The sequence below is a fragment of the Micromonospora sp. CV4 genome (assembly GCF_003667455.1).
In the GTDB taxonomy this organism is placed as follows: domain Bacteria; phylum Actinomycetota; class Actinomycetes; order Mycobacteriales; family Micromonosporaceae; genus Micromonospora.
Genome location: NZ_RCVI01000374.1, coordinates 1 through 14,035 on the forward strand (window position 1 = coordinate 1; position 14,035 = coordinate 14,035).

The following is a 14,035-nucleotide window of genomic DNA, read 5'->3' on the forward strand; positions in this document are numbered from 1 at the left end:
GGTGGGCCCGGACAGACCGGCCAGCCCGGCGGCGCCGCCGGCGAGCAGCGCGCCGCCGACCACTGGATCCGCACCGGCGAGGGACGTGGTGAAGCCACCCCCGACGCTCCCCGGGCCGGTGGCCACGGCCGGCGTGCCGCCGGTGCCCGCGCCGTCCGGACCGGTGCCGTCCGGGCCGGTGCCGGACCCGTCGCCGGTGACCGGAGGCGGGGCGACGCCGTCCGGCGTCGCGATGGTCGCGCCGCCGGTGTGTGCGGTGCTGTGGGTGGCGTTGGGCGCGGCGGACGGCGTGGTGGTGGCCGGGACGCTGCGGGGCGTCGGTGTGTCGTCGTTGGTGGTCTTCGGCGTGTCCGGGTCGGGCGGCGGCGGGTTGACCACCCGGTCGTAGGCGGAGAGGTCGTAACCGGCGGCCAGCTCGGCCACCACGTTCACCATCCGCTGGTGGGCCTTCTCCTGCTCTTGCTTGTCCTGCTGGTGGCCCATGATGCCCCCGACGACCGCGCCGGGCAGCCCGAAGGCGGCGCCCTTGAGCGCCCCGGAGACCGCCTTGTCGTTGTCGTCGGTCTCGTCCGGGCTCTCCGCCTGCTTGTGGGCGGTGCGCAACTGGCCGGCCATCATGGTCAGCGCCTGCTTGACCCCGGCCATCCCCTCGCCCAGCGCCTCGGAATGGGCGACGATCAGCGTCAGCCGCCGCTGGAACTCCCGACCTGCCGAGCCCGTCCACGTGTTGCCGAGCTTCTCGAGGTCACCGCTCAGCTCCCGGCCGAGACCGTCCAGGATGCCCTTGAGCGAGGCCCACTGGGCGGCCACGCCGTCGATCTGCTCGGGCTTGCCGGCCATCACGGCGTCGTACAGCTGCTGGTGGCTGCTGCCCTGGTAGCGCTGGGTGTACTCAGACACGCCCGTCCCCCTTCGGCTGCAACGCCCGGTCGACCCCGGTCAGCGCGGCGGTGATGTCGGTGGCGTTGGCCGCGTTACGCGCCTCGGCGGTGCGGTAGTTGGTCAGGATCATGCTGGTCGCCTGCTGCGCGGCCTGCACCGCCTGCCGGAGCCGCTCGGCCTGCTCGACATAGGACTGGTGGACCTCGCTGTAGCGGCGCGCGTTGTGCGTGGCGTCGGTGAACGAGCCCAACGCCGGGGGACTGCACTGCATCTCGGTGTTGAGCTTGCGCAGCACCGACTCGGCCTGACTCAGCCGCGCCGCCAGGTGCTTGTGGAAGTCCTCAAGGGACAGCAGGTCGACTTCCGTACGCCCGGTCATGGCAACATCCCCGTCGTTCTGGTTGACAACCGTCAGCGACCTCAGGTTAGTCCACCAGTGCGATCCGGGGCGACCCGTGCGGCCCGCTCAGTCGTCGGCTCCGATCGATGCGGTGGACACTCAACCGCCCGTGCCGTCGGTCGCCGGAGCGTCGCTGGTCGAGGTCGATGGCGTCGGACCCGACGCCGGCGTGGCCGACGGCGCGCCGCCGGGCGCGAAGTAGGTCGACGCGTCCTCCCGACTCAGGGTGGGCCCGGTCGGGATCAGCGCGAGCAGCGAGCCGGGCACCGCCAGTGGGGTGACCCCGCCGTAGCCGAGCACGGCCAGCGTCTCGCCCGACCCGAGCGGGTAGCGGACGCCCTGCGGGCTGATCAGGTAGACCGTCGACCCGGCGGCGCCGGATCCGCTGGTCCCGGCGCCGGGGGCAGCCTGGGCGAGCACCCCCTTGCCGCCGGGCAGCAGCACGGCCTCGGCCGTACGCACCGCGTCCCGGGAGGTCTGCCGCACCGGCACCGGGCCCGGCTCGCTCGCGGTCAGCTCCGCCGGTGCCCGGTCGAAGACCTCGACGGTGGTCGTCGGCGGCCCGCCGCCGCTGCCCGCCCGGTACGTCGCGCAGAGCAGTGTCTGCCCGGTCCGGGCCGGGTACAGGGTGGGCAGCGTCTGCGGCAGCCCCTCCTCGTCCACCCGCCGGTCGGTGAAGAGCCGGCCGACCTGATCGGGCGTGATGTCGGTGATCTGACCGCCGCCGCTGATCATCAGGAGGGCGGTGATCTCAGAGATTGAGACGAGTCCCTCCCGGGTCAGCACGTAGTGCTGCCCGGCGGCCCGGAACACCTGACCGACGTTCGCCGGCCTGCCGCCCACGCTCAACCCGCTGCGGTCGCCCTGACCCGGCAGTGACGGCTTCCGCAACGGCGGCCCGGCCGGTACGGCGTTGAGCAGCTGCTGCCCGACCGGCAGCGCCGCCGTCCCGGTCATCCGCAGCGCCGCGATCGCCTGGTCGCCGCCGAGCACCTGGAGGCGGGCGTTGCCGGTGAGCAGGTGCCGCTGACCGTCCACGGTGACCAGCACCGCGCGGTCGCCCAGCAGGGTGCCGCCGGGCAGCGCCCGGTCGATGACCACCCGCGTGGTGGAGCGGCGCGGGTCGGCCGGGTCGGGCACGTCGCAGACCGACCACGGCAGCCCGGTCAGCGACTTGCGGTCCGGCAACGCGTCCGGCGCGCCGACGATGCCGACCGTGCGGCCGCGCGGCCGGTCCCGCAGCGACGCCTGGGACATCGTGCGGACCGCAGGATCCGCCTCGTTCAGGATCAGCCGGGCCGAGGTGTAGTTGAGCGTCGGGTGCAACTGCCCCTCGACGAACACGTACGTCGCGCCGGTCTCCCGTTCGATGACCAGCGTGTTCTCTTCCAGCGGCGCGGTGTTCCCGGTCAACTGGCCGTACGCGCCGACCCCGCCGAGCACCACGGCGGCGGCGATCACACTGCCGAAGACGGCCATGCCGAGCCGTCGCATCGGCAGGTTCGTGGTCTCCGGATCGCCCGACAGCAACGCGGAAACGATCCGGCGGGTGACGAAGCGGTACGCCTGCACCTGATCGCGGCGGGTCCGCATGACTTACCTCCGGCGGGGTGGATCCGCGACGATCAGGGTCGGAGTGCCGTCGCGGGCTTCCCTACGATAAGGGGCCGACGGCGGGTCCTTGGGACCACCGCCCGTGGCCGGCGCCGGACCGACCCGGGGTGGAGCCGTACCGTGCAGGAGGGACAGTCACCGATGACGCAGGTCCAGGCGCGACCCGCCCGAGTGGCCACGAACCCGTCCGACGTCCCGGCGCGGGCGACGCCGCCGGTCGACCGGCCCGGCCGGGGACGGGTCGGTCCGGTGCTGGTCGGGCAGCTCGTCGTGCTGGAGTTGTGCGCGGTCGCCGTCTGGGCCGCCGGTGCCGGGCCCAGCTGGGTGCTCGCCGCGGTGGGCACGGTGGCGGCGCTGATCGTCCTGGCCGTGTTCGCCCGCCGGGGCGGCCGCTGGTGGTTCGAGGACCTGCTGCTGCGTCGGCGTCTGCGCCGGCGGCGCGAACGCGCGGCGGCGGCGCTGGCCGGCGGCGCGGCGTCGGACCCGCGCCTGGCCGCGCTCGCTCCCGAGCTGAGCGTCATCGAGCTGACCGACCGGGGCACCCGGCTCGGCATCGGGCAGGACGACCAGGGCTGGTTCGCGGCCGTCGCGTTGCAGCCCAGCACGGGCGCGGTGGTCGGTTCGGTGGAGGCGTCGACCGTGGACCAGGCGCTGCGGGTGCTCACGGACTTCGCCGCCCCGGTCTCCCGGGCCCAGGTCGTCGCGCACACCCTGGTCTGGTATCCGGCGCCCGGTGCGCCGCCGGCCGCGCACCGGACCGTGTGGGTCGCACTGCGGCTCACCGTCCGCGACGCGCGGGTCGAGGCGGTGAGCCGGGGCGGCGGGCTGCCCGGCGTACACCGGACGCTGGCCGCCGGGATCGGCCGGCTGGGCAAGGCGCTGACCGCCGCCGGGCTGGCCCACCGGCCTCTGAGCCGCGACGAGCTGCGCGCGGCCGTGGTCTCCGCCGCCGGGCTGGACCTGGTGCCGGAGCCACCGGCGGAGACCTGGCTGGGGCTGCGCGGCGGCGGCTGGACGCATCGCTGCCTGGCCCTGCGGGGCCGGTCGGACGCCCCGCTCGGTCCGCTGGTGGACGCGATCACGGCAACCTCCGCGCCGTCGCACACGGTGGCCGCGGCGGTGTCGCCGGACGGTCGGGTGGCGGCCCCGCTGCTGCGTGTCGCGGCGATGGACAACCACGTCGAGGCGCTGGTCAAGGTAGTCCGGGACATCGCGCAGCGGGCCGGTACGCCGGCTCGGCCGGTCGACGGGCAGCACGGCCCCGGCGTCTACGCCAGCGCGCCGGTGGCCTCCACGCTGGGCGGCTCGGTCCGTCCGCAGCCGCGCTGACCGTGCGCCCGCCGAGCAGCCGTCCGTCTCGCTGGCCTGCGGCCCCTCGATCAGGGCCGCAGGTTGACGATCCAGCCGTACAGGCCGCAGACCCAGACGGCGAGCGGAACCAGCGCGATGATGAGCATGATCTCGACGATGTCGAGCAGTCGGCCCCAGACCGGGGAGATGGGCTTGCCGGCCACGGTCAGCCCGTAGATCAGGCTGATCACGGCGGCCAGCAGCAGCCCGCCGAGGATCAGGCCGAGCCGGACCGGCAGCGACCCGTTCGCGAAGGTCGCCGCGGCGGTCAGGCCGAGCCCGACGGTGCCGGTGAGCAGCACCGGGGTGCGCTGGGCCCGGCCCAGGAGCGGACGGGCCCGCAGCAGCGAGAGCAGGGCCAGCACCAGGCAGAGCAGCACCGCCGGGAGGCGTCCGTCCAGGGCGAGCACCAGCTGCGCGCCGAGCACCAGCAGCGACACCGTCCACAGCAGACCGGTGAGGAACTCGTCGGCCCGCTCACTCTGCTGGAGCACAAGCCGGCCGTCGACCGACTCGCTGTCGGTCTTCAGGTCCTCCGGGCCCGTCGGGATCGACGGCACCGGCAGCCGGGCCAGCCGGTAGGCCACCATCGGCAGCGCCGGCACCACGCCGAACGCGATCGCCGCCACCACCGCCGCCGAGCCGGGCGCATCCATGCCGAAGGCCAGGCAGAGCAGCGCGCCCAGACCGATCGCGGCACCCACGCCCAGCGCCGCGAAGAGGAGTGGGTAACGGTCGCCGACGGCCAGCGCGGCGACCGCCCCGGCGACCACCACCGCGGTGGCCGCGAGCAGGACGTGCGGGCTGGCCAGGTCGGTCAGCGGTCGATCGCCGGCGAGCAGCAGCAGGCCGCCGATGCCGGCGTGCACCAGACCCACCATCGCCAGCACGGCGCCGGTCCGGCTGTCACCGGCGGCCCGGGACAGCACCGCCGCGCCGACCAGCAGCGCCACCGCGACCAGCAGCGCGGCCAGCGCGCCGGGAAGGTGCGGCGGGCCGGCGAAGAGCGCGGCCAGCGCACCGGCGCTGAGCGCCGCCGCGGCGAACAGCACCGCGAAGGACCGCGTCGTCCCGACCTGCCAGGCGCCCGGGCGCTGGTTGGTGGCGGTGGCGACCGCGTCCACGACGTCGTCGAAGACGACCTCCGGCGCGGCCGCGGACCGGGGGTTGAAGTAGAGCACCTCGCCGTCGCGGACGCCGAGCTGCCCGGCGGTACGCCCGCCGTCCAGGGGCGCTCCGCCCAACCGGGACAGTGCCCACCCGCCGTGCCGCACGCCCTCGTCCGCCAGGTCCTCCCCGGCGTAGCGGAGCAGGGTGGGGAGCAGGTCGGCCATCGGCACGTCCGACGGCAGGGCCAGATCCATTCGGGTACGGGGAGCCACGATGGTGATCCGGCTCAGACCACCGGTCGCCGTCTTCGTTGCCACAGTGGCCTCCTGGTGTCCTTCTACGATCAGCTGGCCCGCGGTGCCGCGCGGTGCGGGTCCACCGCGCCCACGGGAGATTACCTACGATGACGGGCACGTACGATGCCCACCCGCGGACTTCGGTCCGCGACGGCAGGTCGTTGAGGCCGCTTCTGGGGAGGAGACAGCCGTGAGCACGGTGGTGTTCCGCCGGCTCCCGCGTCAGCCGGGGCCGGCCTTGCCGCGCGGTGAGGTGCTGCTGGAGTCCCCACCTGAGCTGCCCGAGCCGACACCCCGCGGGATGGGGCAGCTGCTCATGATCCTGCCGATGGTCTGCGGGGTCGGCGCGATGGCCTTCCTCTACGCCGGCCGGGGCGGCGGCATGATGACGTACGTCGCCGGCGGCCTGTTCGGCGTCTCGATGCTCGGGATGGCGATCGGGTCGCTGAGCAACGGGGGCAACGACAAGGCGGAGCTCAACGCCGATCGCCGCGACTACATGCGCTACCTCGCCCAGATGCGCAAGCGCACCCGGCGCGCGGCGGGGCAGCAGCGGGCGGCGATGGACTGGCGGCACCCGGAGCCCGACGCGCTCTGGTCGATCGCCTCGTCCCGGCGGCTCTGGGAGCGGCGGATCACCGAGGACGACTTCGGCGAGACCCGGATCGCGCTCGGCCCGCAGCGGCTGGCGGTGGAGATCGTCCCGCCGGAGACGAAGCCCGTCGAGGACCTGGAGCCGATGAGCGCCATCGCGCTGCGCCGGTTCGTCCGGGCACACTCCACCGTGCCCGACCTGCCGACCGCGCTGTCGGTGCGCGCGTTCAGCCGGGTGGTGCTGCGCGGCGACCGGGAGCCGGTGCTCGACCTGACCCGGGCGGCGCTGGGCCAGCTGGCCACCTTCCACGCCCCGGACGACCTGGTGATCGCGGTGGTCGCCGCGCCCGACCGGCAGTCGGCCTGGGACTGGGTCAAGTGGCTGCCGCACGCCCACCACAGTGGACGCACGGACGCCGCCGGCGCCCGCCGGCTGGTCTTCGCCAGCCTGGCCGAGGCCGAGGAGTCGCTCGCCGGGGAGCTGGCCGGGCGACCCCGGTTCGCGCCCGAGGCGAAGCCGCTGACCACCGCGCCGCACGTGGTCGTGGTGGTCGACGGCGGCGAGATCGCGCCGACCTGTCAGCTGGTGGGTCAGGGGCTGCTCGGCGCCACGCTGATCGACCTCTCCGGGACGGTGCCGCGCGACGCCGGGCGCTGGCTGCTCTGCCTCGACGCGGGCGACGGGACCAACCTGGAGCTCGTCCGGGGCAGCTCGTCGTCGCGGCTGGGTCGACCGGACCGGCTCAGCGCCGAGGCCGCCGAAGGGCTGGCCCGGCAGATCGCCCCCTACCGGCTCTCCCAGCAGCAGGCCAGCAACGAGGAGCCGCTGGCCCGCAGCATGGAGCTGCCCGACCTGCTCGGCGTGGGCGACGCCGCCGCCGTGGACGTGCACCAGACCTGGCGTCCGCGCGGTCACCGGGACCGGCTGCGCATCCCGCTCGGCGTCGGCCCGGACGGCAACGTGGTCGAGCTGGACTTCAAGGAGTCGGCGCACGAGGGCATGGGCCCGCACGGCCTGGTCATCGGCGCGACCGGGTCCGGCAAGAGCGAGCTGCTCCGTACGGTGGTGGCCGCGCTGGCGGTGACGCACTCGTCGGAGGAGCTGAACTTCGTCCTGGTGGACTTCAAGGGTGGCGCGACGTTCGCCTCGCTGGAGGCGTTGCCGCACACCAGCGCGGTGATCACCAACCTGGCCGACGAGCTGCCGCTGGTCGACCGGATGCGCGACGCGCTCGCGGGCGAGATGGTGCGCCGGCAGGAGCTGCTGCGGGCGGCCGGCAACTACGTCTCCCGCTTCGAGTACGAGAAGGCCCGGGCGGCCGGTGAGCCGCTGGCGCCGATGCCCAGCCTGCTGATCATCTGTGACGAGTTCAGTGAGCTGCTCGCCGCGAAGCCCGACTTCATCGACCTGTTCGTGATGATCGGCCGGCTGGGCCGGTCGCTCGGCGTGCACCTGCTGCTGGCCAGCCAGCGCCTGGAGGAGGGCAAGCTGCGCGGCCTGGACACCCACCTGTCGTACCGGATCGGTCTGCGCACCTTCTCCGCCGTGGAGAGCCGGATCGTGCTCGGCGTGCCGGACGCGTACGAGCTGCCGAACGCGCCGGGCCACGGCTACCTCAAGACGGACACCAGCACGATGCTGCGGTTCCGGGCCGCGTACGTGTCGGGGCCGTACCGGGCGCCGGGGCAGCAGGCGTCCGCGTCGCAGGCCCTGGTGCAGCGCCGGATCGTGCCGTACGGCGTCGACTTCATGCCCGCGCAGGCGCCGCAGGTGCCGGTGGACACGGCGCCGGAGCCGGAGCAGCCGGCCGACGGCAAGGCCGTGGCGATGCTCGACGTGCTGATCGACCAGCTCAAGGGCCGGGGCCGGCCGGCGCACCAGGTGTGGCTGCCACCGCTGGCCGACCCGCCGAGCCTCGGTGAGCTGCTCGGCCAGTTGGCCGTCGACCCGACGTACGGGCTGTGCACCGCGTCCTGGCCGGGCCGGGGACGTCTCACCGTGCCGGTCGGCGTGGTGGACCGCCCGTACGAGCAGCGCCGCGATCCGATGATGGTGGAGCTGGCCGGCGCCGGCGGCAACGTGGTCATCGTCGGCCGCTCACTCAGCGGCAAGAGCACGATGCTGCGTTCGCTGCTCGCCTCGCTGGCGCTCACGCACACCCCGCGCGAGGTGCAGTTCTTCTGCCTGGACTTCGGCGGTGGAGCACTGCGCAGCCTGGAGCGGCTGCCGCACATGTCCGGGGTGGCCGGCCGGCGGGACGTCGAGGCGGTGCGCCGCACGGTGGCCGAGGTGGTGGCCGTCCTGGACGAACGGGAGGCGCGCTTCGCCCAGCACGGCATCGACTCGGTGGCGAGCTACCGCCGCCGGAGGGCCGCCGGCGAGTTCGCCGACGACCCGTTCGGCGACGTCTTCCTGGTGGTGGACGGCTGGAACACCCTGCGCCAGGACTACGAGGAGCTGGAGCAGACCATCACCACCCTGGCCAACCGGGGCCTCGGCTTCGGTGTGCACGTGGTGCTCACCGCGGTGCGCTGGGCGGAGATCCGGATCAACATGCGGGACCTGCTCGGCACCAAGCTGGAGCTGCGGCTGGGTGACGCGTCGGAGTCCGAGATCGACCGCCGCGCGGCGACGAACGTGCCGGAGAAGGCGCCCGGTCGTGGTCTGACCCGCGACAAGCTGCACTTCCTGACCGCCGTCTCGCGGATCGACGGCCGCCGGGACATCGAGGACCTCAGCGAGGCGTCGATCGCCCTGGCGGGGCACGTGGCGGCCAACTGGCCGGGCCGGCCGGCGCCGAAGGTGCGGCTGCTGCCGCGCCGGCTGCCCGTGACCGAGCTGGCCCGGATCATCGACCGGTCGGCGCCCGGCCTGCCGATCGGTGTCAACGAGTCGGCGCTCGCGCCGGTCTACCTGGACCTGGCCAACGAGCCGCACCTGACGGTCTTCGGCGATGCCGAGTGCGGCAAGACCAACCTGCTGCGGCTGATCGCCCGGGGCATCACCGAGCGGTACACGCCCGCGCAGGCCCGGCTGGTGATCGCTGACTACCGGCGCGGTCTGCTGGGCGTCGTGGAGGGCGACCACCTGCTGGACTACGCCCCGTCCAACCAGGCGTTCGCCCAGGGTCTCGGTTCGATCCGCAGCGCGCTGTCCAACCGGCTGCCCGGCCCGGACGTCACCACCGCGCAGCTGCGGGACCGCAGCTGGTGGAAGGGCCCGGACCTGTACATCCTGGTGGACGACTACGACCTGGTGGCGTCCGGCGGCAGCAATCCGCTCAGCGCCCTGCAGGAGCTGCTGCCGCAGGCCCGCGACATCGGCCTGCACCTGATCATCACGCGTCGGGTCGGCGGCGTGTCCCGGGCGCTCTACGAGCCGGTGCTGCAACGGCTGCGCGAGTTGGACTCTCCCGGCCTGCTGATGTCCGGCAACCGGGAGGAGGGTGCGGTCTTCGGCACGTTGCGACCGAGCCCGCAGCCACCCGGCCGGGGCACTCTCGTCCGCCGTCGGGACGGCCAGCAGCTGATCCAGACCGCCTGGTCCGAGCCGTCCTGACGAGGGTCGGTTCGGGCCGGGTCGGTCCGGTCCACGCCAGCGGAGTGGTTCGCCGGCGTCGCCGGCTCGTGATGGGTGGATCGCGGCCGTGTCGGATTCCCGTCCGGTCGGGCCGCCACGGCCGCGTTGCTGGTGGTCAGCGTGGGGAGTCAGGTCCCGCCGTGCTCCTGGTGGCGTGACCCGATTCACCACTATCCATCGAACGCGGCCGGTCAGGGCTGCGCGGGCTGGACCGGTTCCGCTACGGTCTTCACTGGAGTGTCCGTCGGTGGGGTGTTGCTGCCTTGCCGCGGGGGAGGGGCGCGGCAAAGCCGCCGCCACAACATGACGGAAGGGTGTGAAGCATGGCGTTCGAGGTCGAAGCTGCGACTCTGCATACCGCCGCGAGTGACGTGCGGTCCACGCGCAGCGAGGTCGACGGCGAGCTGAAGAAGCTGTGGAACGTAGTCGACGACCTGGCCATGGCGTGGAAGGGTCAGGCGTCCACTGGTTTCCAGTCGCTCATGCAGCGTTGGAACGAGGACACCGTCAACCTGCTGACGGCGATGGACAGCATCGCTGACCTGCTCGACAAGTCGGGTACGACGCACCAGGTCAACGACGAAGAGCAGCAGCAGATGCTGGACAAGTTCCACTCTGCTCTCAACCCGTGATCCGTAGTTAGCAGAGGAGGAAATCGTGACGATCAAAGTTGACTACGCGGTCCTCGAGAGCAGCAACCAGCAGATGCAGGCCATCTCGAAGACCATCGACGAGAAGCTGGACACGCTGCGGTCGATGCTGTCCAAGCTCCAGTGGGACGGCGAGGACCGGGCCGCCTACGAGCAGCACCAGGCGAAGTGGGACTCGTCGGTCCGGGACATCAACCGGATCCTGAACGAGATCGGCGGCGCCGTCGGCATCGCCCGCGAGAACTACGTCTCCACCGAGATGAGCAACGCCAAGGTGTGGGGCTGAGACAATCACCGGTGCGGCTCCGGTCCGGTTCGACCGGACCGGAGCCGCATTGCGTTGGCGTCGACACAGGTTCTGGGAGAGCGATGGGTACGGGGAAGTCTTACCGTTCGGCGCGGGTCACCGCCGCGGCCGTGCTGGCGTTGTGTGCCGCGATGGCCTCTGCCGTGGCCCCGGCACCCGCCCAGGCCGCCGACACGGTCCGTGGCCTGCAGTGGTATCTCGACTCGCTGAAGATCCCCCAGGCCCACAAGATCACCAAGGGCAAGGGCGTGGTGGTCGCCGTCATCGACTCCGGTGTGGACCCGTCGCACCCTGACCTGCATGGTCAGGTGCTGTCGGGTCACGGCGTGAACGCTGCCGCCGCTCCGGACGGGCGGCGCGACGACGACGCGGAGTCTGGGCACGGCACCTCGATGGCCGGCATCATCGCCGGCCGTGGCGGGAGCGCGACGCGGGAGTTGGGCATCGCCCCGGCCGCGAAGATCCTCCCGGTCTCCATGGGGCCCCGTGCGGCCGGCATCGACATGGTCCTCGCGATCCGCTGGGCGGCGGACGCGGGCGCCGACGTCATCAACATCTCCTACGGTGGCGACCCGGCTCGGCCCGACCCGGACCTGACGGACGCCGTCAAGTACGCGTTGGGCAAGGACGCGGTGGTGGTCGTCTCCGCCGGAAACGTCGAGGAGGGCGACCGTCAGGTCACCCTTCCGGCCAATATCCCCGGCGTGGTCGCCGTCTCGGGGCTGGACAAGCGCGGTGGCTTCTTCGCAGGCTCGGTGCAGGGCCCGGAGATCGTGCTCGCCGCACCCATGGAGAGCATCATCGGGCCGGCGCCCAAGGCGGTCTCGCCGAACGGCTACACGGTGGCCAGCGGCACCAGCTCGGCGGCCGCCATCCTCTCCGGGGTGGCGGCGCTGGTTCGGGCGAAGTATCCGAACCTCGACGCGGCCAACGTCATCAACCGGCTGGTCAAGACCGCTCGCGATGCCGGGCCGGCCGGTCGGGACCCGCAGTTCGGCTTCGGCGCCGTCGACCCGCTCGCCGCGCTGACCCGCTCGGTGCCGGCGGTGACGGCCAATCCGCTGCTGGAAGGCGCGGCGGCCGACCCGAACGGGCCCGGCGGTGCCGCCCGGCCCGGCGACGACGACGGCCCGGCGGTCGAGTTCGGAGTCAGCAACAGGGCCGGCGCCATCGTTCAGGTGGTGCTCTGCCTGGCTGTGCCGATTGTCGCGCTGGTCATTCTGCTGGTGGTTCTGGGGCGGCGTAAGCGGCGCGCGCCGGCGGCTGTCGGCGGCCCGCTTCCCGGCCAACCGGGGCCGCCGCCCGGTTGGCCCTCGGGTCCGCCCGGGTGGCCGACGCCAGCGGGTCAGGCCCCACCTCAATACTCCGGCCCGGGCTACGGTCCGCCGCCGGGCCAGCCGGCGCCGGGGTATCCGCCGCCGGGCTATCCGCCGGCTCAGGCCACGCCGGGCTATCCACCGGCCGGTCAACCCGCGCCGGGCTACCCGCCGGCCGGTCAACCTGCGCCGGGCTACCCGCCGGCTCCGGCCGCGCCGGCGCCGCCGTCGGGCGGCCCCGGTTGGCCGGGTGCCGGCCCGGGGCAGGCTCCACCGCCATCCGGCCCACAGCAGCAGTGAGCGCGGACCACCAGTCAGGTTTTCGGGGAGGGGACCGATGACGGACGACACGACCAAGCAGCCGGAACGGTTCGAGACAGACAACATCTACATCCCGGTTCCGATGGGCGCGGTGCCGACGCCGGGTCTGGCCGTGACCGGCTTCGAGATCGACAACGTCAACCACGCCGCGACACCGAAGGGGCTGGTCACCGCGCCCGGCGAGGCCGGTGTCAAGACCGAGTGGGACGCCACCAGCCTGGACTCGGCCATCAACTGGCTGGAGACCCATGCGGCGTACCTGAACAAGCTCTCCTACGACATGGTCGACATCCAGGACCTGATGGGTGGCGCCGCCGCTGGCGCCGCGGCCGGGGCGCCCGGCCAGGCGAGCCCGCTCGGTGGCTTCGACTGGGCCAGCCGGTTGGCCGCCAAGCATCAGGGCCTCTACCAGGGCACCGAGAGCGGCGTCCGGCGGCTCTCCCAGAGCCTGTACGACGCGGCGGAGGCACTGCGTCAGGTCAAGGAGAACTACGAGACGGCGGAGCATGCCAACGCGATGTCCGCCGCCGACATGCAGCGGGTCTTCGGCGACGTGGCCGGCAACGGCGACGGTCGCTAGAACGGGGAGGACGGCAGATGGGCCTGAGCTGGGAAGAGATGTGCCAGAAGGTCGTCATCGACGGCCGACCGGGTGACGTGGAGAGCGCCGCCCTTGGCTGGGAACAGCTGATCAAGAATCTCAACAACGTCAAGCAGAGTCTCGACACCAACATCAAGGACCTGGGCACGGTCTGGAAGGGCCCGGCGTACGAGGCGTTCAAGGGTCACGTCGAGCAGATCGCCAAGGACACCGGCAACATCGTGGCGGACGCCGAGAAGGGCACTGGCATCGTCCAGTCGCTCAAGAGCGCCGCGGAGAAGCTCACCGCCGCCCAGCGGGACTTCCCGGTGCCGGCGACCTGCGTCAACGACGTGCTGGAGGCGCGGAACGCCAAGCTGACCCTCAGCGTGGGCTTCTTCGAGGCCAAGGTGGCCCCGGACTTCCTCGGCTGGTTGGATCCGGTGACCGCGGTCGCCGACTGGATCAACGACCGGTCCGAGGAGGCGGCGGGCGTCTACCAGCGGGTCAGTGGCGACTACCAGAACATCGCCCCGGGCACCCCGGGTGATGCGAGCGGCTTCGAGAACAAGACACCGAAGACCGAGATTCCGAAGCTGGACAACGGTGGCGGCGGCGGTGGCGGGATCGGCAGCGTACCGGACATCGGCGGCAAACCGTCCGTCGGCGACCTGGGCGCCAAGCCCTCGATCGACGCCAACGGCATGCCGGACACCGGCAACCTGCCCGGCGGCTCCGGCACGCACCCCGACCTCTCCGGCGGGTACGACACCGGTTCGGGTGGCGGCTACCCCGGCACCGGTGGGGTGCCGGGCACCGGCGGTCTGGAGGACGACTACAGCAGCGGCCTCGCGGGTGCCGGCGGCGGTGGCACACCGGGTCTCGGCTCCGGTCTGGGGGGCGGTGGCCTGGGCTCCTCCGGCCTGGGCGGCGCCGGTGGGCTCGGCAGCGGCGGCGGCGGCTTGAGCGGCGGCGGCGCTGGTGCCGGCGTTCTCGCGGGTGGCGGCGCACTCGGCCGGGCGGTCTCCCCCAACA

General features: G+C 73.1%; 11 protein-coding genes. 7 read left to right on the top strand and 4 right to left on the bottom strand.

Translation table 11 applies throughout. The annotated features are described in order from the left end of the window. The 3 genes from EAD98_RS26350 to eccB form a co-directional block, all read right to left on the bottom strand. On the bottom strand, nt 1-900 hold a 900-nt coding region (locus tag EAD98_RS26350), incomplete at its 3' end, for a WXG100 family type VII secretion target (protein WP_147457492.1). Beyond that, entirely contained in the window at nt 893-1,261 is a 369-nt protein-coding gene (locus EAD98_RS26355; RefSeq protein ID WP_121656678.1) for a hypothetical protein, read from the bottom strand. The genes EAD98_RS26355 and EAD98_RS26350, both read right to left, overlap by 8 nt. A gap of 120 nt (nt 1,262-1,381) precedes the next feature. After that, nucleotides 1,382-2,875 (bottom strand): type VII secretion protein EccB, encoded by a 1,494-nt coding sequence (gene eccB, locus EAD98_RS26360; protein WP_121656679.1) that lies wholly within the window; start codon nt 2,873-2,875, stop codon nt 1,382-1,384. A 162-nt stretch (nt 2,876-3,037) separates the two neighbouring features. Here eccB and EAD98_RS26365 point away from each other — a divergent pair, with 162 nt between their 5' ends. Continuing rightward, on the top strand, nt 3,038-4,225 hold the full coding sequence (locus EAD98_RS26365) for a type VII secretion protein EccE (RefSeq protein ID WP_121656680.1): 1,188 nt from the start codon (nt 3,038-3,040) through the stop codon (nt 4,223-4,225). 50 nt (nt 4,226-4,275) lie between these two features. Here the strand turns inward: EAD98_RS26365 and eccD are convergent, their stop codons facing one another. Then, nucleotides 4,276-5,673 carry a type VII secretion integral membrane protein EccD gene (gene eccD, locus EAD98_RS26370; protein WP_121656681.1) on the bottom strand — a complete coding sequence of 466 codons (1,398 nt, stop codon included), beginning with the start codon at nt 5,671-5,673 and terminating at the stop codon, nt 4,276-4,278. A gap of 169 nt (nt 5,674-5,842) precedes the next feature. On the opposite strand from eccD, the gene eccCa reads away from it, so the two are divergent. The 6 genes from eccCa to EAD98_RS26405 all read left to right on the top strand — a co-directional run. Beyond that, nucleotides 5,843-9,805 (top strand): type VII secretion protein EccCa, encoded by a 3,963-nt coding sequence (gene eccCa, locus EAD98_RS26375; protein ID WP_121656682.1) that lies wholly within the window; start codon nt 5,843-5,845, stop codon nt 9,803-9,805. Nucleotides 9,806-10,149: 344 nt separating this feature from the next. Beyond that, on the top strand, nt 10,150-10,458 hold the full coding sequence (locus EAD98_RS26380) for a WXG100 family type VII secretion target (protein ID WP_074316322.1): 309 nt from the start codon (nt 10,150-10,152) through the stop codon (nt 10,456-10,458). A 25-nt stretch (nt 10,459-10,483) separates the two neighbouring features. Beyond that, complete coding sequence (locus EAD98_RS26385) at nt 10,484-10,762, top strand: WXG100 family type VII secretion target (protein ID WP_074316323.1); 279 nt, start codon at nt 10,484-10,486, stop codon at nt 10,760-10,762. Nucleotides 10,763-10,914: 152 nt separating this feature from the next. Beyond that, entirely contained in the window at nt 10,915-12,399 is a 1,485-nt protein-coding gene (locus EAD98_RS31075; protein WP_158609842.1) for a S8 family serine peptidase, read from the top strand. 37 nt (nt 12,400-12,436) lie between these two features. Further along, complete coding sequence (locus tag EAD98_RS26400; RefSeq protein ID WP_121656683.1) at nt 12,437-13,000, top strand: WXG100 family type VII secretion target; 564 nt, start codon at nt 12,437-12,439, stop codon at nt 12,998-13,000. A gap of 17 nt (nt 13,001-13,017) precedes the next feature. Next, nucleotides 13,018-14,035, top strand: a 1,018-nt coding sequence (locus EAD98_RS26405) for a WXG100 family type VII secretion target (protein ID WP_368666173.1), incomplete at its 3' end; no start/stop codon positions are given.